Source organism: Streptomyces sp. NPDC048370, from assembly GCF_043200825.1.
Taxonomy (GTDB): Bacteria; Actinomycetota; Actinomycetes; order Streptomycetales; family Streptomycetaceae; genus Streptomyces.
In genome coordinates this window covers 1-20,901 of record NZ_JBICYI010000005.1, presented here as the reverse complement: position 1 = coordinate 20,901, position 20,901 = coordinate 1, and the positions used below count along the sequence as shown (strand labels likewise).

Annotated in this window: 16 protein-coding genes; 11 read left to right on the top strand and 5 right to left on the bottom strand. The window is 72.1% G+C overall.

Features of this window, described 5'->3' with window-relative positions:
* Positions 1-77: 77 nt before the first annotated feature.
* On the bottom strand, positions 78-1,859 hold the full coding sequence (locus ACGFYP_RS13130) for a 3-hydroxyacyl-CoA dehydrogenase family protein (protein WP_393491032.1): 1,782 nt from the start codon (positions 1,857-1,859) through the stop codon (positions 78-80).
* Positions 1,860-2,252: 393 nt separating this feature from the next.
* Here ACGFYP_RS13130 and ACGFYP_RS13125 point away from each other — a divergent pair, with 393 nt between their 5' ends.
* Positions 2,253-2,855, top strand: a complete 603-nt coding sequence (locus tag ACGFYP_RS13125) for a HEAT repeat domain-containing protein (protein ID WP_393491029.1) — start codon at positions 2,253-2,255, stop codon at positions 2,853-2,855.
* A gap of 15 nt (positions 2,856-2,870) precedes the next feature.
* On the opposite strand, the gene ACGFYP_RS13120 is transcribed toward ACGFYP_RS13125, so the two are convergent.
* From ACGFYP_RS13120 to ACGFYP_RS13110, 3 genes are all read right to left on the bottom strand, one after another.
* A complete protein-coding gene (locus tag ACGFYP_RS13120) occupies positions 2,871-3,278 on the bottom strand; it encodes a RidA family protein (RefSeq protein WP_393491026.1) in 408 nt (135 codons plus the stop codon).
* Positions 3,279-3,329: 51 nt separating this feature from the next.
* Positions 3,330-4,970: an alpha/beta hydrolase gene (locus ACGFYP_RS13115; protein WP_393491023.1), complete on the bottom strand. Its 1,641-nt coding sequence runs from the start codon at positions 4,968-4,970 to the stop codon at positions 3,330-3,332.
* 109 nt (positions 4,971-5,079) lie between these two features.
* Positions 5,080-6,108, bottom strand: coding sequence for an Rv2578c family radical SAM protein (locus ACGFYP_RS13110; protein WP_393491020.1), 1,029 nt, complete (start codon positions 6,106-6,108; stop codon positions 5,080-5,082).
* Between the two features lie 181 nt (positions 6,109-6,289).
* Between ACGFYP_RS13110 and ACGFYP_RS13105 the strand changes: the two genes are divergently transcribed.
* Positions 6,290-6,733 carry an SRPBCC family protein gene (locus ACGFYP_RS13105; protein ID WP_393491017.1) on the top strand — a complete coding sequence of 148 codons (444 nt, stop codon included), beginning with the start codon at positions 6,290-6,292 and terminating at the stop codon, positions 6,731-6,733.
* Between the two features lie 237 nt (positions 6,734-6,970).
* A complete protein-coding gene (locus ACGFYP_RS13100) occupies positions 6,971-9,379 on the top strand; it encodes an MFS transporter (RefSeq protein WP_393491014.1) in 2,409 nt (802 codons plus the stop codon).
* 24 nt (positions 9,380-9,403) lie between these two features.
* Here ACGFYP_RS13100 and ACGFYP_RS13095 read toward each other — a convergent pair whose 3' ends face one another.
* Positions 9,404-10,417, bottom strand: coding sequence for a hypothetical protein (locus tag ACGFYP_RS13095; protein WP_393492270.1), 1,014 nt, complete (start codon positions 10,415-10,417; stop codon positions 9,404-9,406).
* Between the two features lie 239 nt (positions 10,418-10,656).
* Between ACGFYP_RS13095 and ACGFYP_RS13090 the strand changes: the two genes are divergently transcribed.
* From ACGFYP_RS13090 to ACGFYP_RS13055, 8 genes are all read left to right on the top strand, one after another.
* Entirely contained in the window at positions 10,657-11,253 is a 597-nt protein-coding gene (locus ACGFYP_RS13090) for a TetR/AcrR family transcriptional regulator (protein ID WP_393491011.1), read from the top strand.
* Positions 11,254-11,412: 159 nt separating this feature from the next.
* Positions 11,413-12,567, top strand: a complete 1,155-nt coding sequence (locus ACGFYP_RS13085) for an MFS transporter (RefSeq protein ID WP_393491008.1) — start codon at positions 11,413-11,415, stop codon at positions 12,565-12,567.
* 101 nt (positions 12,568-12,668) lie between these two features.
* On the top strand, positions 12,669-13,502 hold the full coding sequence (locus ACGFYP_RS13080; protein ID WP_393491003.1) for a M55 family metallopeptidase: 834 nt from the start codon (positions 12,669-12,671) through the stop codon (positions 13,500-13,502).
* Positions 13,495-14,829 carry a M20/M25/M40 family metallo-hydrolase gene (locus ACGFYP_RS13075; RefSeq protein WP_393491000.1) on the top strand — a complete coding sequence of 445 codons (1,335 nt, stop codon included), beginning with the start codon at positions 13,495-13,497 and terminating at the stop codon, positions 14,827-14,829. Before ACGFYP_RS13080 ends, ACGFYP_RS13075 begins: the two co-directional genes overlap by 8 nt.
* A gap of 80 nt (positions 14,830-14,909) precedes the next feature.
* A complete protein-coding gene (locus tag ACGFYP_RS13070) occupies positions 14,910-16,901 on the top strand; it encodes a prolyl oligopeptidase family serine peptidase (RefSeq protein ID WP_393490995.1) in 1,992 nt (663 codons plus the stop codon).
* Positions 16,898-17,830 (top strand): LD-carboxypeptidase, encoded by a 933-nt coding sequence (locus ACGFYP_RS13065; protein WP_393490992.1) that lies wholly within the window; start codon positions 16,898-16,900, stop codon positions 17,828-17,830. Before ACGFYP_RS13070 ends, ACGFYP_RS13065 begins: the two co-directional genes overlap by 4 nt.
* Positions 17,831-18,019: 189 nt before the next feature.
* The gene (locus ACGFYP_RS13060) at positions 18,020-19,801 is read left to right on the top strand and encodes a CocE/NonD family hydrolase (protein ID WP_393492267.1); all 1,782 of its coding nucleotides are present in this window, start codon (positions 18,020-18,022) and stop codon (positions 19,799-19,801) included.
* A 150-nt stretch (positions 19,802-19,951) separates the two neighbouring features.
* Positions 19,952-20,644 (top strand): GNAT family N-acetyltransferase, encoded by a 693-nt coding sequence (locus ACGFYP_RS13055; protein ID WP_393490988.1) that lies wholly within the window; start codon positions 19,952-19,954, stop codon positions 20,642-20,644.
* The last annotated feature ends 257 nt before the right edge of the window (positions 20,645-20,901 follow it).

The window sequence follows — 20,901 nt, the reverse complement described above, 5'->3', positions numbered from 1 at the left end:
GAGGGTCGCCGGGGCCCGTGCCCGGGGTGCCGGAGGCACTCCCGGGGCTCAGCAGCCCTCCCCAGCCCGCGGAGGGCTCAGCGACGGGCATATTCGCGGAAGCCGCGCCCCGTCTTGCGGCCCAGGCAGCCGGCCGCCACCAGGTGCTCCAGAAGGGGCGCGGGGGCCAGGCCCGGGTCACGGAACTCGCGGTGCAGCACCTGCTCGATCGCGAGCGAGACGTCCAGGCCGACGACGTCGAGGAGCTCGAACGGCCCCATCGGGTAGCCGCCGCCCAGCTTCATCGCCGCGTCGATGTCGTCCAGGCTCGCGTAGTGCTCCTGGACCATCTTGATCGCGTTGTTCAGGTACGGGAAGAGCAGCGCGTTCACGATGAAGCCGGCCCGGTCGCCGCAGTCCACCGGGTGCTTCCGGATCTTCGTCGTGACCTCGCGGACCGTGGCGTGGACGTCGTCGGCGGTCAGGACCGTACGGACGATCTCCACCAGCTTCATCGCGGGCGCCGGGTTGAAGAAGTGCATCCCGATCACGTCCTGCGGGCGCGAGGTCGCGCGGGCGCAGGCGACGACCGGCAGGGACGAGGTCGTGGTGGCGAGCACCGCGCCCGGCCTGCAGATCTTGTCGAGCCGGGCGAACAGCTCCTGCTTGATCCCCAGGTCCTCGGCGACCGCCTCCACGGCGAGGTCGACCTCGGCGAAGGCGTCGAGCGAACCGGCCGCGGTGATCCGGGCGAGCGTCTCGTCGCGGGCCTCGCCGGTCATCCGGCCCTTGTCGACCGAACGGGCGAGGGACTTCGCGATCCGGGCCTTGGCGGTGTCGGCCTTCTCCTGCGAGCGGGCGGCGAGCACGACCTCGTAACCGGCCTTGGCGAAGACCTCGGCGATGCCGGAGGCCATGGTGCCGGAGCCGGCCACGCCGACCGAGCGGACCTCGCGGCCCCCGGTGGTCGCGGCGCTCTCCAGCGGGGTCAGGGCGTCGCGGACCGTGGTGGCCGAACCGGCCGCGTCGTACGTGTAGAAACCGCGGCCCGACTTGCGGCCCGTGAGGCCCGCCTCGCTGAGCTGCTTGAGGATCGGGGCCGGGGCGTGCAGCCGGTCGCGCGACTCGCTGTACATCGCCTCCAGGACCGTACGGGCCGTGTCGATGCCGATCAGGTCGAGCAGCTCCAGCGGGCCCATCGGCAGGCCGCAGCCGAGCTTCATGGCGGCGTCGATGTCCTCGCGGGAGGCGTACTTCGCCTCGTACATCGCCGCGGCCTGGTTGAGGTAGCCGAAGAGCAGGCCGTCCGCGACGAAGCCAGGGCGGTCGCCGACCGCGACCGGCTCCTTGCCGAGGTCGTGCGCCAGGGCCGTGACGGCCTCGACGGCCTGCGGCGCGGTGAGGACGGAGGAGACGACCTCGACCAGCTTCATGGCCTGGACGGGCGTGAAGAAGTGCAGACCGAGCACGCGCTCCGGGTGCGCCGAGTCGGCCGCGAGCCGGGTCACGGAGAGGGCGTTGGTGCCGGTGGCGATGATCGCGTCGGGCCGGATGATCGTGTCGAGCGCCCGGAAGACCTCCTGCTTGGCCTCGTACGACTCGGGCACGACCTCGATCACGAGGTCGGCGTCGGCCGCCGCCTGCAGGTCGGAGTAGGTACGGAAGCGGGCGAGGACGTCCCGCCGCTCCTCCTCGGTGATCCGCTCACGGGCCACCGCGCGGGCGGTGGACGCCTCCAGGGCGGCGACCGCCTGGCCGGCGGCGGCTTCGCTGATGTCGATACCGATGACCTCGCGGCCGGCCCGGGCGAGGACATCGGCGATGCCCTTGCCCATGGTGCCGAGACCGACGACGGCGATGGTGGAGAGAGGGGTGTCCATCAGGGGACTCCAGGAGGTGAAGAGTGACGACTGAAGGCGGCGATTGCGGGCGCGAAAGGCGAATCGCGAGGGCGAAACGGATCGCGGGGGCGAAACGGATCGCGTACGAGCGGGCGAACGGATCGCGTGCGGGCGAAACGGGTCGCGGTGCGGGGCGAAACGGGTCGCATGAGGGCGCGAGAGGGCCGCGCGGGAAAAGGGGCGACGGACTCTGTCCCGGAGTCACGTCTGAAACTGCCGAACCGACACACTCGATCTCACGACGGCTGCGTCACCAGGCCGTTGTGAGGTGCGGGGGTTACCCGCTCACCTGAGATTAACCGGCGGGTAACGAGCGCGCCAGTCCCGGGGAGTTCGGAAAATGTGATCTGGATCGCGGATACGCTGACGGCCATGGAAATCGCCCAGGACCCCGAATTCTGCTCGATGATCGATCGATTGCGGGACGAGATCCACGAGGCCGGCGAAGCCGATCGAAAGCCATTCGAAGAACTCGCCGCGCTCGACGATCCCGAGGAGTTCGCACGCGTCCTGACCGCGCCAGGACGACCCCTCTGGGCCCGCGAGATCGCCGCTTTCCGGCTCGGCCTCGCCGGCGACCCGCGCGCCTTCGAGGCCCTGGTCCTGCTCCTCAACCACCGCGACCCCGAGCGCTGCGTCTCCGCCGCCTACGCCCTGGCCCGGCTCGGCGACCCCCGCACGGCGCGCGCCGCCGCCGCCCTCGCCACCAACGAACTCCGCGTCGCCTACGCGCTCTTCCCGGTCAGGCTCCTCACCGACCTGCGCGCCCCCGAGTCCGTACCGACCCTGGTCGCCGTCCTCGAACGGCGCCTGGCGAGCGACGATCCGCACTGGCGGGTGGGCCTCGCCTGCGTCGAGGGCCTCGGCACGCTCGCCGACACCCGCGCAAGGCCGACCCTCGAAGCCGCCCTGCCCCACCCCCGCCTCGGCCCGGCGGCAGCGGCGGCCCTCACCCGGCTCCCTGATCCGGCCTGATCCAAACGAAAGACCCTAGCTGTCCTCCTGGACCAGCGCGAAGGCCTCGATCTCGATCAGCAGGTCCGGGCGGACCAGGGCGGCGACCTGGACCGCCGAACTCGCCGGGAGCGGTGCGGCGCCGAACGCCTCGTCCCGCGCCGCCCGGACGGCGGGCAGGTGGGCGACGTCCGTGACGAAGTACGTCAGCTTCACCACGTCCTCGAACCCCGCGCCCGCGGCCCCGAGGCAGCGCCGCAGGTTCGCGAAGACCTGACGGGCCTGCGCGACCGGGTCGTCCGCCCCGACGACGGCGCCCGAGGCGTCGAGGGAGCACTGGCCGGATATCGCGACGAACCGGCCCGTGCCCCACACGACATGGCTGTACTGGGGGCTGGCGGCGACACCGTCAGGGGCGGACACGTGGGTCAGGTGCGAACTCATGCCCGACATCCTCGCGCACGCCACTGACAGTCGAGGCCGGCCCCCGGGCCGTCAGCGCTCGTGGCCGAGGAGCGCGTGCAGGACCGCGCCGCCGGTGGCGGCCGTGGTGGCCGGCGCGACGGTGGCGGTGCGCTTCTCGCCCACCTTCTTCGTCTGCGTCTTCGCCTGCGTCTTCGGCTTCGGCTCGGGCTCCGGGAGCGCCGCGCACACCGCGTCCGCCTCCGTCTGCCCGTCGCCGCGCGGCACGGTTCCCGTGGCGAGGTAGGTAGCCAGGTGCTCGTCCAGGCAGTCGTTGCCGCCCAGGGTCACCCCGTGGTTCCCGCCGCCCTCCTCGACGACCAGGCTGGAGCCCTGGATCATCCGGTGCAGCGCGACCCCGCCCTCGTAGGGCGTGGCGGCGTCGTCCGTCGCCTGGAGGATCAGCACCGGCGGCACCTCGTCGTTCGAGACGTCCGGCGGCGTGAGCGAGTCCACCGGCCAGAACGCGCACGGAGCGTTGTACCAGGCGTTGTTCCAGGTGGAGAAGGGTGCCTTGGCGTGCACGTCCCAGTTGTCCGTGCGCCAGGTGTTCCAGTCGCGCGGCCACTTGGCGTCCCGGCACTGCACGCTCGTGTAGATCGAGTAGCTGTTGTCGGCCCCGGAGTCCGCCGCCCCGAAGTTCTCGTACGCCCGGGTCAGCGGGACCGCGTCCTTGTCGTTCACGTACGCCGAGAACGCCTCGGCGAGCTTGGGCCAGTAGCCGTTGTAGTACCCGCCCGGCAGGTACGTGTCCTCCAGCTCGCCCGGGCCCACCTTGCCGCCCGCCGGGTTCTGCCGCAGCGCGCCCCGCATCCGGTACCAGGCGGCTTCGACCGCCGCCGGGTCCGTCCCGAGTCCGTACGTGGCGTCCTGGCGGGCCACCCAGGCCATGAAGTCCTTGTGGCGGGTGTCGAAGGCGTAGTCCTGCGCGATGTTGTCCTCGTACCAGACCCCCTGCGGGTTGACGACGGAGTCCAGCGCCATGCGGCGCACCCGCTCCGGGTAGAGCCGCGCGTACACGGCGCCGAGATAGGTGCCGTAGGAGTAGCCCAGATAGGTGAGCTTGGGTGCGCCGAGCGCCGCCCGGATCGCGTCCAGGTCCCGGGCCGTGCTGACCGTGTCGATGTACGGAAGGACGTCGGCGTACTTCTCCCCGCAGGACTTCGCGAAGGCCTGGGCCCGCTCGACGCCCCGCTGCTCGCCCTCCGCCCCGCTCGGCACCGAGTCGTGGCGCACCGGGTCGAAGTGGCCGGGCCGGCAGTTCAGCGCGGGCTCGCTTCTACCGACCCCGCGCGGGTCGAAGCCGATGACGTCGTACTGCGCCGCCACCTTCGCGGGCAGCGAGGCGGCCACGAACCCGGCCATCGTGCGGCCGCTTCCGCCCGGTCCGCCCGGGTTGACGACCAGCGGACCCTGGGACTCCTTGGCGGTGTGCGGGATCCGGGTGAGCGCGATCGTGATGTTCCGGCCGGCCGGGTCGTCGTGGTTCAGCGGCACCTTGAGGGTGGCGCACTGGAGCTTCGGATAGGCCTGGGTGGCACAGCCGCTCCAGACGAGCGGCGCGATCGGGCGGGGGGTCGGCTCGGGCCGGGGATTCGCGGAAGCGGGCAGGACGGTGGTCGTCCCGGCGACCAGAGCCCCAGCGGCGATCAGCATTCCTGCGCGTGTGGTCATAGGGCGTCCGTGCCCAGCGGGGAAGGTGAACGGACCTGTTCCGCCCAGAGTTGACCCGAACAGACGATCCGTCAGTTCATCCGACCGGAGGCTGGGGCGTCGGGGGGAGTCAGAGGAGGCTCAGCTGCTCGGGCGCCCCCGCGAGCGCGGGCTCCTCCGGTACGGGGGTCCGGCGCGCCGCGCCCCGGTGGGCGGGCCCGATGCCGAACTCGGCGGCCAGCTCGTGCACCTGACGGGTGATCCGGCGCTGGTACCAGGTCGGCGCGTAGGCGCCATCCGCGTACATCCGCTCGTACCGCCCCACGAGCCGTGGGTGGTGCTGCCGCAGCCAGGTGAAGAACCACTCGCGCGCTCCGGGCCGCAGATGCAGGACGAGCGGGGTCACGGAGGTCGCGCCCGCCTCTGCGACCGCGCGCACGGTCTCCCGCAGCTGCTCGGGCCGGTCGCCCAGGAACGGAATCACCGGGGCCATCAGCACCCCGCAGCCGATGCCGTGCTCGCCGAGCGTCCGTACGACGTCGAGGCGCCGCTGCGGGGAGGGGGTGCCGGGCTCGACCGTGCGCCACAGCTCCTGGTCCGTGAAACCGACGGAGACCGAGATGCCGACCTCGGTCACCTCGGACGCCTGGACCAGTAGATCGAGGTCGCGCAGGATCAGGGTGCCCTTGGTGAGGATGGAGAAGGGGTTCGCGTGGTCCCGCAGGGCCTCGATGATCCCCGGCATCAGCCGGTATCGGCCCTCGGCCCGCTGGTAGCAGTCGACGTTCGTGCCCATCGCGATGTGCGCCCCCTGCCAGCGGCGTGAGGAGAGCTGGCGGCGCACCAGCTCCGGCGCGTTGATCTTCACCACGATCTGGGAGTCGAAGCCGAGGCCGGTGTCGAGGTCCAGATAGCTGTGGGTCTTGCGGGCGAAGCAGTACACGCACGCGTGCGTGCAGCCGCGATACGGGTTGACCGTCCACTCGAACGGCATGCGGGAGGCGCCCGGCACCCGGTTCACGATCGAGCGGGCCCGCACCTCGTGGAAGGTGATCCCGCGGAACTCGGGGGTGTCGAACGTGCGGGTGGTGACCGCGTCCGTGCCGAACAGCGCGGTCTCGGCGGCGACGCCGTTGTCGCCCAGATTGTCCCAGCGCATGGACGCCTCCTCGGTAGCAGTGTCCTCAGCCGCCCCCAGAATAGAACACATGTTCCCTTGATCGTTGCGGAGCGAGAAGGAACCCGTGGGGATCCCTTGGGGAACCCGGATTTGGGAGGCCCGCGCCCAGGTGGTTGGCTGGGCGCCACACCCCTGAAGAACAAGTGCTGGAGGAAGTGCCATGGCGCAGGTCGAGGCCACCACGGAGCGGATCATCGCGGCGGACCCGGAGACGGTGTTCGACGCCCTCGCCGACTACAGCGGCACGCGCGCGAAGGTGCTGCCCGAGCACTTCAGCGAGTACGAGGTGCGCGAGGGCGGCGACGGCGAGGGAACCCTCGTCCACTGGAAGCTCCAGGCCACCAGCAAGCGCATCCGCGACTGCCTCCTGGAGGTCACCGAGCCGACCGACGGGCAGCTGGTCGAGAAGGACCGCAACTCCTCCATGGTCACCACCTGGACCGTCACCCCGGCGGGCGAGGGCAGGTCGAAGGCCGTCGTCACCACCGTCTGGGACGGCGCCGGCGGCATCGGCGGCTTCTTCGAGAAGACCTTCGCGCCCAAGGGACTTGGCCGGATCTATGACGCCGTGCTGGCCAACCTCGCCACCGAGGTGGAGAAGTAACGCCCGCGCGCTCACCGATTCGAGTGGTTTTCGTGCGACCCCCACAAGAGCGCCCCGCGCGCTCGGGGGTCGCACGCCTCCCCGTAAACGCGCTGATGAGCGCCCCAAGTGCGCCGCGTGGCAGGCCCGTTCGCGATCATGGGCGGCGCTGAGCCTCCGTACCGCCCGACTTGCTCCCGCTTCGCGCCCAATGCGAAGAATGGCGCGGCGCTGAAGTCGTGACGAGGGGAGCAGCACGTGGGTGCGATCACGCTGGTGAAGGACGACGTACCGCGCGTCGCGGACGATCCGCCCTCCGACCAGGCACCACCGGCCGCACCCGAGGACGGCGCCCTCGACCCCCGCCGCGTCCGGCTCGTCTTCTTCGGCCTCATGCTCGCGCTGCTGCTCGCCGCGCTGGAGCAGATGATCGTCGCCACCGCCCTGCCGAAGATCGTCGGCGAACTCCAGGGCCTGGACCGGATGTCCTGGGCGATCACCGCGTATCTGCTGACCGCCACCATCGGCCTGCCGATCTACGGCAAGCTCGGCGACCTCTTCGGCCGCAAGGGCGTCTTCCTCTTCGCCATCGTGGTCTTCGTCATCGGCTCGGCCCTGGCCGGCTGGTCACGGTCGATGGACGAACTCATCGCCTTCCGCGCCGTCCAGGGCGTCGGCGCGGGCGGCCTGATGATCGGCGTCCAGGCGATCATCGCGGACATCGTCCCGGCCAGGGAACGCGGCCGCTACATGGGCCTCATCGGCGCCGCCTTCGGCCTCGCCTCCGTCGCGGGACCCCTGCTCGGCGGCTTCTTCACCGACCACGTCTCCTGGCGCTGGTGCTTCTACTTCAACGTGCCCTTCGGGCTCGTCACCCTCGCCGTCGTCGCCGTGGTGCTCAAACTTCCCAAGCCCCGCACCCGGGCGAGGCTCGACGTGCTCGGCGCGATCCTGCTCGCCGCCGCCTCCACCTGCCTGGTCCTGCTGACCAGTTGGGGCGGGACCGAGTACGCCTGGGGCTCCAGGGTCATCATCGGCCTCGCCGCAGGCGCGGCCGGAACGACCCTGCTCTTCCTCGTCGTCGAGCACTTCGCCCCCGAACCCCTCATCCCGCTCCGGCTGTTCCGCGACTCGGTCTTCACCGTCACCAGCCTCGTCGGAGCCGTCGTCGGCATCGCGCTCTTCGGCGCCGCCAGCTATCTGCCGACCTTCCTGCAGATGGTCGAGGGCGCCACCGCCACCGAGTCGGGCCTGCTCATGCTGCCCCTGATGGGCGGGATCGTCCTCGCCTCGATCGTCTCCGGGCAGCTGATCACCCGTACCGGCCACTACAGGATCTACCCGGTGGTCGGCGGAGCCGTCTCCGTCCTCGGCATGTGGCTGCTCTCCCGCATGGAGACCGACACCCCTCGCCTCCACCACAGCCTCTGGCAGGCCGTCCTCGGCATCGGCATCGGCCTGGTCATGCCGGTCCTGATCCTCGCCGTCCAGAACTCCGTCCGCCCCTCGGACCTCGGCACCGCCACCAGCGCCCACAACTACTTCCGCCAGATCGGCGGCAGCGTCGGCGCCGCCATCTTCGGCACCCTCTTCGCCTCCCGGCTCGACGACGCCCTCGCCGACTCCCTGCCCCGTACGGCGAACATGCCGCTGCCCGCCGCCGAATCGATCACCCCGCAGGCGGTGCACGCCCTGCCGCCCGCGCTGCGCGACGCATACATCCAGGCGTACGCGGACGCGATGCCGCGCATCTTCCTCTACCTCGTGCCGGTCCTCGTGCTCGGTCTCGTCCTCGCCTTCTTCCTCAAGGAGAAACCGCTGGTGTCCCACCACACCCCCACCACCGAGGCCCCCACCGCCGTCCCACGGGCCCGCGCGTCGGCCGCCCCCACCCCCGCCGCGTACACCGCAGGGCTCCCGGTCTGCGGCACCGTCCAGCACCACGACGGCAGCCGCGTCCCGCGCGCCGCGCTCACCCTCATCGACGTCCAGGGGCGGCAGATCGGCCGGGGCGGCAGCGGCGAGGACGGGCGGTACGCGCTCAGCGTCCCAGGACCCGGCTCGTACGTCCTGATCGCGGCGGCCGGCGGCCACCAGCCGCAGGCCGTCTCCGTCACCGTCGGCGAGCGGCCTGTGGAGCTCGACGTCGTCCTCGGCGGCGCGGGCCGGCTCGCCGGCTCGGTCGTGACCGCCGACGGAACTCCCGTACGGGACGCGGCGGTCACCCTGACCGACGTACGCGGTGAGGTCGTCGCCTCGACGCGCAGCGGACGCGAGGGCGGCTACGTCATCACGGAGCTGGTGGCCGGCGAGTACACGCTCGCCGCGAGCGCCCCCGCCTTCCGGCCCGCCGCGCTGCCCGTGAGCGTGCAGGCCGCCCGCGAGACCCGCCAGGACATCGAGCTGGCGGGCGGCGCGGTGCTGCGCGGGACGGTGCGCGCGGGCGGCGGCCGGCCGGTCGAGGACGCGAGGGTGACGCTCCTCGACGCGGCCGGCAACGTGGTCGACACCCTGACGACAGGGCCTGACGGCACCTTCCGCTTCGTGGACCTGTCCTCGGGCGAGTACACGGTCATCGCGGCCGGCTATCCGCCGGTCGCCACCGTGCTCCAGGTCGCGGGCGGCGGACGCACCGAACGCGACCTCCAGCTCGGCCACGAGGACTGAGCCCGCGTCGGCCCTGGAGGTGCCTCAGGAGGCGGCGGTCGCCTTGCGCAGCGTGTCGATGCAGCTGCTGATCGCTGCCTGCAGGGCTTCGAGGCGCTGGAGCATGTCGTCGTCGACGACGTCCTCCTCCAGGACTTCGTCGAGGGTCAGCTCCTCGAAGACCTTCGTGGCCTTCTGCAGGCTGTTGTAGAACTTCGTACGGCGCTCCTGGACGCGCAGCGCGGGATCGGCCTCCACGGCCTCCGCGACCATGACCTTCACCGCGTCGTACGCCTCGCCGGCCCACTCGCCCGCCTCTTCGGCGTCGTCGAGCTCGTCGATGAGGGAGAGGTGCCGCTCGGCCTCCGCGCGCAGCGCGGCGGGCGCCTCGACCGTCTGCCCGGCGGGCGTCCTGATCCGGCCGTTCTCCACGATCTGCCGTACGTACCCGATCCGGTCGGCGGCCTTGGCCTCGTTCGCGACGGCCTTCTTCAGGTCGCCGGTCCTGGCGATGGCCCGTGCCATCTCGGTCTGCAGCGCCGGGTCCTCCTTCATCCGGTCGAGCAGCGCGCCGCGCGCGGCCTCCGCCGTGCCGGGGTCGGCGAGGATCGCGGCCCGCAGGGCGGTGGGGTTCTCCGCGACCTCGAGGGCCTTCGTCGGCCGGATGCCCTCGGCCTCGGCGGCGGCGGTGATCGCGTGCCCGCGCACGGAGGAGGCGCTGGAGCGGGAGGAGTAGTACGAGAGCCAGACGTCGGCCTCGGGCAGCTCGATGTCCTCACCCGGGACCAGCGCCTCGAACTGCGGGACGAGCCCGTCGTCGGCGGCCATGTCCCAGGCCTTGTAGAAGCGCATGACCCGCTCCGGGGAGCACTCGGCCAGCTCGGCGAAGGCCTTCGCCGAGACTTTCCCCGACTCCCCGGCGGCCTGCCCGCCGGGGCGCACGCTCCGCGCCACCTTCAACGCGAACGCCCAGCCGCCGGTCCGGGCGTAGACGCCGAACTCCCGGGCGTCCCGCACCACGACGTCGGGCATGTCCTGGACGACGAAGTCCGTCGCCATGGGAGCCTCGGGGGCCTCGGGCTCCTCGGGGGTCGTGGCTTCGGCGGGGGCGATCGCGGTGGTCACCGAGAGGTCTCCTGACGGTAGGGGGCATGACCGTAGGGGCATGACGGGGCGGGCAACTGCAGCGGTCAGCCTATACGCACCTGTTGACGGGAAATCGCCCGATTCGGATCAAGGCGGACACGGGCGGATCCCAGTATTGGACTGGGCGGTCCAATACTTGCTACGGTCCTTCCATGGCACGCCCGAAGACGTTCGACGAGGCGCGCGCCCTGGACGCCGCGATGCATCTGTTCTGGGAGAAGGGCTACGAAGCCACCTCCACCCAGGACCTGTGCGAGGCGACAGGGCTCGGGCGCAGCAGCATCTACAACACCTTCTCCAGCAAGCACGCGCTGTTCCTGCGGGCGCTCACGCGCTACACCGAGATGACGACGAGCACGCAGCTCGCGCTCCTGGAGGACGAGACGCTCTCGCCCCTCGACCGTCTCAAGGGCGTCATGGCGTCGGTCGTCGAGATCGAGGAGACCCATCGTCGGGCGGGGATCGGCATCGGCTGTCTCGGCGTGAACAGCACGGTCGAACTGGCGGGGCGCGACCCTCAGGCGGCCGCGCTCCTCGGGCGGGACCAGGGGCGCCGGCTCGCGGCGCTCGCGGCGACCATCGCCGCCGGTCAGGGCGCCGGGGTGTTCGCGCGCTCCCGGCGGCCGGACGAGCTCGCCCGGTTCTTCACCGCCGCCGTCGCGGGGATGCGCGTCTCCGCGCAGAACGGCGCCGACCGCGCCGTCATCGAGTCCATCGCCGCCATCGCCTTGGACGCCCTGGCCGCTTGACGCGCAGACCGGCTGACGCCCTGACCGGCTGACGTCCCGAGCGCCTCGCTTCCGTGCCTTCGCGCGCCCTGCCGCGTACAGCCCTGTCCTCATTTCGTACTGATCAGTCCAAAACTCTGGATCCCAGACTCTCCCCGAGCAACGAAGGACGTGAACCACGTGCCACGCGCCGTGTACGTACTGGCCATCGGCATCTTCGCCATGGTCACCAGCGAGTTCGTCGTCGCGGGCCTCATGCCGCAGCTGGCGGCCGGGCTCGATGTGACCATCCCTCAGATCGGTTACCTCATCACCACGTTCGCCGTCGCCATGGCGGTCGGTGGCCCCTTCCTGACCGTCGCCGTACTCAAGCTGCGCCCCAAGTCGGCGCTCCTCGTGCTCTTCGGCGTCTTCCTGGCGGGCAACCTGCTGGCCGCGACGGCCACTTCGTACGGCGCGATGGTCGTGGCCCGCGTCATCACCGGCGTCGCCTCACAGGCCTTCTTCGGTGTCGCCATCTCCGTCTGCTCCGTGCTGACCCGGGAGGAGGTCCGCGGCCGGGCCATCGGTGTGGTGATGAACGGCCTGATGCTCGGCACTCTCCTGGGGCTGCCCATGGCGACGTTCATCGGCGGTCACCTGGGCTGGCGCGCCGCCTTCTGGGCGATCACCGCGCTGGCCGTGTTCGCCGCCGCGGCGGTGGCGGTGGGCGTGCCCCGGCTGGAGCTGCCGGGGAACGCTGGCGGTTCGTTCCGCGCCGAGGTCCAGGTCTTCCGCAGGCCCCGGCTGTGGCTGGTGCTCACCACCAGCACGCTCGTCATCGGCGCGACCTTCTCCGCCTTCAGCTACTTCAACCCGATACTCACGCGGGTCAGCGGCTTCGAGGAGGGAACGGTGCCCGTCCTGCTCGTCGTCCACGGCGCCGCCACGGTCATCGGCAACACGGTCGTCGGCCGACTCGCGGACCGTCGTACCGTGAGCGTCCAGGTCGTCGGCCTCGCCCTCAACGTCCTGTTCCTGACCGGCTTCGCCCTGCTGGCCGACGTCGGCCCGGCCGCCGTGGTCCTCATGACCGGCATCGGCCTGGTGGGCGTCACCATGAACCCTGCCATGGTCACCCGCGTCCAGCGCGCCGGCAACGCCGGACCGCTGGTGAACACCGTCCACTCCTCGTTCATCACCCTCGGCGTCATCATCGGCTCGTCCGTCGGCGGCCTCCTCGTCGACGCCCACGGGCTCCGCTCGCCGCTCTGGCTCGGCGCCGTGCTCGCCGTCCTCGGTCTGCTGTCGCTCCTGCCCGAGATCGGGCGCCGCCGAGCCCTCCTAGAGGTCTAGACCGCTAAACCTTCCCGTGGTCCTGGCCTGGGCCTTCCCCGGGGCGTAACGTGACGCCGGAGGAGCGTCGTCGTCACCGAACGTGAGGGGACAGGGTTTTCGTGAAGATCCTGATCAGCGCCGACATGGAAGGCGCCACCGGCGTCACCTGGCCCGCCGACGTGCTGCCGGGGACACCGCAGTGGGAGCGGTGCCGGGCCATGTTCACCTCCGACGTGAACGCGGCGGTCCTCGGCTTCCTCGACGGTGGCGCCGACGAGGTGCTGATCAACGAGGCGCACTGGAGCATGCGCAATCTGCTGCTCGAACGGCTCGACGAGCGGGCCGAGATGCTCACCGGTCGGCACAAGTCCCTCTCGATGGTGGAGGGCGTGCAGCACGGCGACGTCGACGGCATCGCCTTCGTCGGCTACCACACCGGCGCCGGAACCGAGGGCGTCCTCGCCCACACCTACCTCGCCAACTCCATCACCGGCGTCTGGCTGAACGGAGTGCGGGCGAGCGAGGGCCTGCTCAACGCCCATGTGGTCGCGGAGTACGGCGTCCCCGTCGTCCTCGTCACGGGCGACGACCTGACCTGCGAGGACGCCCTCGGATACGCGCCCGAGGCACAGAAGGTCGCCGTCAAGGACCATGTCTCGCGGTACGCGGCGGTGTGCCGGACCCCGAAGCGCACGGCGAGCGAGATCCGGGCCGCCGCGAAGGCCGCCGCCTCCCTCGCCGTACGGCACGAGCCGGTGGCGGGCGGTCCCTTCACCGTCGAGCTCGAGTTCGACGCCGAGCATCTGGCGGCCGCCGCCACCGTCGTCCCCGGCGTGGCACGGAGCGGCGAGCGCCGTGTCGCGTACACCAGCGGGACGATGTACGAGGGCATTCGCACGTTCAAGGCGGTCACCACGATCGTCTCCGCAGCGGTGGAGGAGCAGTATGGCTGAGCGGGTCCAGGGCCCGGACGGGACGGCGCTCGACGAGGTGGTGACGTTCACCTCCGAGCTGATCAGGATCGACACCACCAACCGGGGCGGCGGGGACTGCCGCGAGCGGCCGGCCGCCGAGTACGTCGCCGAGCGCCTCGCCGACGCCGGCCTGGAGCCGACCCTGCTGGAGCGGACCCCGGGGCGTACGAACGTGGTCGCCCGGATCGAAGGCACCGACCCCTCCGCCGACGCCCTCCTCGTCCACGGCCACCTCGACGTCGTCCCTGCCGAGCCCGCCGACTGGGCCGTCCACCCCTTCTCCGGCGAGGTCCGTGACGGAGTGGTGTGGGGACGCGGCGCCGTCGACATGAAGAACATGGACGCGATGGTCCTCGCCGTCGTCCGCTCCTGGGTGCGCCAGGGCATCCGACCGCGCCGCGACATCGTCCTCGCCTACACCGCCGACGAGGAGGCAAGCGCCGAGGACGGCTCGGGCTTCCTCGCCGACCGGCACGCCCCGCTCTTCGAGGGCTGCACGGAAGGCATCAGCGAGTCCGGCGCGTTCAGCTTCCATCCGAACCCCGGGATGACGCTCTACCCGATCGCCGCGGGCGAGCGCGGCACCGCCTGGGTCAAGCTCACCGCGAGCGGCCGGGCGGGCCACGGCTCCAAGGTGAACACCGCCAACGCGGTCACCCGCCTCGCCGAGGCCGTGGCCCGGATCGGCGCCCACGACTGGCCCGTCCGCCTCACCCCGACCGTACGGGCCGCGCTCGGCGAACTCGCCGCCCTGTACGGCATCGAGGCCGATGTGACCGCCGACGGCTTCGAGGTGGACCTGCTCCTCGACAAGCTCGGACCGGCCGCCGCTCTCGTCGAACCGACCGTGCGCAACAGCGCCAACCCGACGATCCTGGACGCCGGTTACAAGGTCAACGTCATCCCCGGGCACGCCGTCGCGTACATCGACGGGCGGACGCTTCCCGGCGGTGAGAGGGAGTTCGAGGAGACGATGGATCTCCTCACCGGGCCCGACGTGGAGTGGGAGTACCACCACCGCGAGGTCCCTCTGGAAGCCCCGGTCGACTCGCCCACGTTCGCCCGACTGCGCGCGGCCGTCGAGCACTTCGACCCGGCCGGGCACGTCGTCCCGTTCGCCATGTCCGGCGGCACCGACGCGAAGCAGTTCTCGCGGCTCGGCATCACCGGCTACGGCTTCTCCCCGCTGAAGCTCCCCCCGGGGCTCGACTACGGAGCGCTGTTCCACGGTGTCGACGAGCGCGTCCCCGTCGACGCCCTGCACTTCGGGGTACGTGTCCTCGACCGCTATCTGAAGTCCGCGTAAGTCCGCGTACGAGCGCCAACACCGCGCCAGGTCGCGTAAGTTCGCTTCCGTTCCCCCACGTCCGTGCAAAGGAAGTCGCGATGGTACCCACGGGCGCCTACGGCACCTGGCCTTCCCCCATCGACGCCGCGCTGGCCGCCCGCCACGACGGGCGGCCCGAGTACGTCGGCGTCGTCGGCGACGAGGTGTGGTGGACCGCGCCCCGCCCCACCGAGGGCGGCCGGCGCGCGCTCGTACGCCGCCGCGTCGACGGCACCGAGGAGTCGGTGCTCCCGGCCCCCTGGAACGTCCGCAGCCGGGTGATCGAGTACGGCGGACTGCCCTGGGCGGGCCTGGCGCGCGGGGACGACGGGCCGCTCGTCGTGTTCGTCCACTTCGCCGACCAGCGGCTGTACGCGTACGAACCCGACGCCCCCACCGACTCCGGGCCCCGGCCGCTCACCCCCGTCTCCCCCGTCGGCGGCGGACTGCGCTGGGTCGACCCCGTGATCCACCCCGAGCGCGGCGAAGTCTGGTGCGTCCTGGAGGAGTTCACCGGCACCGGACCCACCGATGTGCGCCGCGCCCTGGTCGCCGTACCCCTCGACGGATCGGCCGCCGACGACCGCGCCGCGATCCGTGAACTCTCCGACGGGCAGCACCGGTTCGTCACGGGACCCCGGCTCTCCCCGGACGGCCGGCAGGCCACCTGGATCGGCTGGGACCACCCCCGCATGCCCTGGGACGGCACGGAGGTCCTCCTCGCCGACGTCACCCCCGAGGGCACGTTCGGCCCGGCGCGGACCGTGGCCGGCGGACCCGAGGAGTCGGTACCGCAGGTCGGCTGGTCCGCCGGCGGACAGCTCCTGTACGTCAGCGACCGCAGCGGCTGGTGGAACCTCTACCGCGCGGGAACGGCGGCCGGCGACGAGCCGGTCGCCCTGTGCCCGCGCCCCGAGGAGTTCGGCGGCCCGCTGTGGAAGATCGGCATCACCTGGTTCCAGCCCCTGGAGAACGGCCTCGTCGCCGTCATCCACGGCAAGGGCGCCACCGCGCTCGGGATACTCGACCCCGAGAGCGGCGAGCTCGTCGACGGCGCCGGACCGTGGACCGAGTGGGCCGCCACCCTCGCCGCGCACGGCACCCGGGTCGTCGGCGTCGCCGCCAGCCCGCGCAGCGGCTACGAGGTCGTGGAGCTGGACACCTGCACGGGCAGGGCCCGGGTCATCGGCTCCGCCCACGAGGACCCGGTCGACCCGTCGTACTACCCCGAGCCCCAGATCCGTACCTTCACCGGGCCCGACAACCGCGAGATCCACGCCCACGTCTACCCGCCGCACAGCCCCGACCGCACCCCGCCGGGACAGGAGCTGCCGCCCTACGTGGTGTGGGCGCACGGCGGACCGACCGGGCACGCCCCGCTCGTCCTCGACCTGGAGATCGCCTACTTCACCTCCCGGGGCATCGGAGTCGCCGAGGTCAACTACGGCGGCTCCACCGGCTACGGGCGGGAGTACCGCGAACGGCTGCGCGAGCAGTGGGGCGTGGTCGACGTGGAGGACTGCGCCGCCGTCGCGGAGGCGCTCGCCACCGAGGGCACCGCCGACCCGGCCCGGCTCGCCGTCCGGGGCGGCAGCGCGGGCGGCTGGACGACCGCCGCATCCCTCGTCGCCTCCGAGGTCTACGCCTGCGGCACGATCATCTACCCCATCCTCGACCTCCTCGGCTGGGCCACCGACGAGACCCACGACTTCGAGTCCCAGTACCTGGAGTCGCTCGTCGGGCCCCTCGCCGAGGTACCGGCCCGCTACCAGGAACGCTCGCCGCTCGACCACGTCGAGCGGATCGCCGCCCCCTTCCTGCTGCTCCAGGGCCTCGACGACGTGATCTGCCCGCCCGCGCAGGCCGAGCGGTTCCTCGCCCGGATGGCGGGACGGGGCGTCCCGCACGCCTCCATCGCCTTCGAGGGCGAGGGCCACGGCTTCCGCCGCGCCGAGACGATGATCCGCGCCCTGGAGGCCGAACTCTCCCTGTACGCACAGACCTTCGGCATCGCGCGCCCCGACGTCCCCCTCCTGGAGCTGAAGAAGTGACCGTGACCCCGCTCGCCCGGCCCGCGCGCCTCCGCCCCGGCGCACGGGTCGCCGTCGTCGCCCCCAGCGGGCCGATCCCGGAGGACCGGCTGGCGGCGGGCCTCGACATCCTGCGAGGCTGGGATCTGGAACCCGTCGTCGCACCCCATGTGCTCGATGTCCACGGGGAGTTGGGGTACCTCGCCGGAGGCGACGAGGGTCGCGCCCGGGACCTCCAGGAGGCCTGGTGCGATCCCGGCGTGTCCGCGGTGCTCTGCGCCAGGGGCGGCTACGGAGCCCAGCGGATGGTGGACCTGATCGACTGGGCGGCGATACGGGCCGCGGGACCCAAGGTGTTCGTCGGCTACAGCGACGTCACCGCGCTGCACGAGGCGTTCGCCGTCCGCGCCGGCCTCGCCACGCTCCACGGCCCGATGGTCGCGGCGGCCACGTTCCTCAAGGACCCGCGCACCCAGGAGTCCCTGCGCGCCACGCTGTTCGAGCCCGAGACGGTACGGACCCTCGGCCTCGACACCGCCCGCCCGATGGCCCCCGGCCGGGCCCACGGAGTCACCCTCGGCGGCTGCGTGAGCCTCCTCGCCGCCGACCTCGGCACCCCGCACGCCCGCCCCTCGGCCCGTGGCGGCCTGCTGCTTCTGGAGGACGTGGGGGAGGAGCCGTACCGCCTCGACCGCATCCTGACCCAACTCCTGCGCTCCGGCTGGCTGGACGGCGTCGCGGGCATCGCCCTGGGCTCCTGGGCCGAGTGCGGGCCCTACGAGGGCGTCCGCGCGGTCCTCGCCGACCGGCTGGCGGGACTCGGCGTCCCGGTGGTGGAGGAGCTGGGCTTCGGCCACAGCGACACGGCGCTGACCTTCCCGCTGGGCGTACCGGCGGTCCTGGACGCGGACGCGGCGACCCTCACCCTGGACGTACCGGCGCTCGCCTGAGGCGCGTGGCACGAGGCGGCGCCCGCTGAGGCGCGTGGCCGAGGCACCCGTCCCGGGCGAGCGCACACCTTCACTGAATCTCCGTCAACAACCTCTGTCAGCCGCGTTGACGCGGTCTGACACGTGTCACACCATGGGCCCGCTCGGTACTTACCAGTCGGTAATCCTCAGTGTGGAGGCCCCGTGTCCGTGTCCCGCGCGCTGCCGCTCTCCCGCAAGGTCCTCGTCCTGGCCGCGAGTACGGCGCTGGCCGCGCCGCTCCTCCTTGCCGGTCCGGCGAGCGGCGCGGAGACAGGAGCCTCGGCCCAGGCCTACACCGTCACCCCGCTGACGTTCACCGTCGAGGCGGGCGGGCGCACCTGTGCGGTCGACGCCGACCTCTACCGGCCGGCCGGGGTGGACGCGGCGCACCCGGCGCCCGCCGTGGTCGCCACCAACGGCTTCGGCGGGAGCAAGGCGGACGGGTCCACGGACGCCATCGGGAAGGCCTTCGCCGAGCGGGGCTACGTCGGACTGGTCTACTCCGGGCTCGGCTTCGGCAGGTCCGGCTGCCTGATCTCCCTCGACGACCCCCGCATCGACGGGCAGGCCGCCACCCGGCTCCTCGACTTCCTCGGCGGCACGCGTGCCGCCGACGACGGAACCCGCGCGGACTTCGTCGTCAAGGACGGTGCGGGCGACCCGCGCGTCGGCATGATCGGCGGCTCCTACGGCGGCGCGATCCAGCTCGCCACCGCCTCCGTCGACCCCCGGCTCGACGCGCTCGTCCCGCTCATCACCTGGAACGACCTCGCCTACTCCCTCGCCCCGAACGGCGCCGACCGCGCCACCCCCGGCGTCTTCAAATGGCAGTGGGCCAACGGCTTCTACCTGATGGGGGAGGGGCAGCCGCTGCTCGTCCCGTCGCTCGATCCGTCCCGCATCAACAGCCTCCGCTGTCTGCACTTCGTCACCGACGCCTGCGACACCCTCCGGCTGCTCAACTCCGGCCGCTACCCCGCCGCCGACACCAAGAAGATGCTCGACTTCGCCCGGAGCGTCTCCCCGGTCTCGTACCTCGACCGGGTCAAGGCGCCGACCCTGATCGTCCAGGGCCAGTCCGACAGCCTCTTCAACCTCAACGAGGCCCAGGACACCTACGAGCGGCTCCAGTCGCGCGGTGTCGAGACCAAGATGATCTGGCAGTCCTGGGGGCACAGCGGGGGACAGGCGCCCGGCGAACTCGACCTCGGGCAGGGCAATCTGGAGTCCACGTACGTCGGCGGGCGCGTCCTCGCCTGGTTCGACCGGTACCTGCGGGGCGACGCGAGCACCGACACCGGCGCGGAGTTCGCGTACTACCGCTCCTGGCAGAGCGGTTACGCCACGGCGTCCCGCGTCCCGGCCCTCAGCCAGAAGCTCTACCTCTCCGGCGACGGCAAGCTCGTCGACAACCGCGCCAAGGTCGCCCGCGGCTCGCGCACGTACAGCAACTGGCTGGTCCCCACCAGCCACTCCGAGTCCTCGCTCACCGGTCTGATCGGGCTGCCCGACCCGCAGCCGTACGACACCAAGGGCACCTACCTCGGCTGGACCAGCGCCCCGCTGACCGCCCCCGTCGACCTCGTCGGCTCCCCGAAGGCCACGCTCCGGGTCGTCTCGCCGAAGACCGAGCGGGTCCAGGACTCCGGCGACGCCGCCGACAAGCTGGTGCTCTTCGCCAAGGTCTACGACATCGCGCCGGACGGCAGGAAGACCCTGGTCAACCGGCTCGTGGCGCCGGTGCGCGTACCGGACGTGACCCGGCTCTTCACGGTGGAGCTGCCGGGCATCGCCCACCGCTACGAGACGGGGCACCGGCTGGAGTTCGTGATCGCCGCGAGCGACGACGCGTACGGCGGGAACCGGGGGGTGAAGCCGGTGATCGTCACCGCCGCGCCGGAGGACACCGGGACCCTGGAGCTGCCCCTTGTCAAGGGCCGAGTGGGGTAGCAGCCAGAAGGGTGGATTCACGCGACCTTCGGGCGTTCTTTACCTGTTCTTTTCCCACTCCGTGGGTGGCGGGGCGGAGACTGTGCCACCGCCTTCGCGCCGTGACGTCGGCGCGGGGCAGCTCCCACTCGCAGAAGGACCGAAGGCCCCGTGCCACATTCCGTTGTGCTGTCCGGCCGCACCGTACGGCTGGAACCCCTCGCACCACAGCACGCCGCCGCGATCGCCGCGGCCGGCACCGAGGACCGTACGACGTACGCGTTCACGCCCGTCCCCCACAGCCTGGACGCGGCGGAGATCTACATCGAACGTGCCCTGGCCGAACAGGCCGCGGGCCGGGCGCTGCCCTTCGCCGTCATCAGTACCGCCGACGGGCGGGTCGTGGGATCGACACGATTTCTGGAACTCGACTACTGGCAGGGGCCGCTGGTCTGGCCCTCGGTCCCGGGGGTGCCCCACGGCGACCCGCTCACCTCGGTGCCCGACGCGGCCGAGATCGGCAACACCTGGCTCTCGCCCCGTGCCCAGGGCACGGGCGTGAACACCGAGGCCAAGCTGCTGATGCTGCGGCACGCCTTCGAGGCGTGGGGCGTACGGCGCGTCTCGATGCGCGCCGACGCCCGCAACCTGCGCTCCCGGGCCGCCATCGAACGCCTCGGCGCCACCTGCGAGGGCGTGCGCAGGGCCCACTCGCGCGGCCTTGACGGGGCCGTACGGAGCACCGCCTTCTACTCGGTCCTGGACGAGGAGTGGCCGATGGTGCGGGGCATCCTCGAAGCGCGCCTGGCGGCGCCGACAGCCCGCACGGCCGCCGACCCGCGGGGCCCGCTCGTCTGCGCGTAGCGAACCCGCGGGGATCGCGGACGGCGGCCCGGGGGCTGCCGTCCGCGGACCCCCGGGCCCGGGGGCTGCCCCACGCGCCCCCGGGGCCAAGGGCTGCCGTCCGCGGTCCCGGGCCCACACGCCTCAGGGCCTTTCGTTTGGATCATGCCGGGCTCGCGGGGTCTGGCACGCGCGCTCGCCGCGTTGTCGTCGGTCGCCAACGCTCCGCGTTGACTCCCTCCTCCGCCTTGCGATCGCACGCACCAGACCCCGCTCCC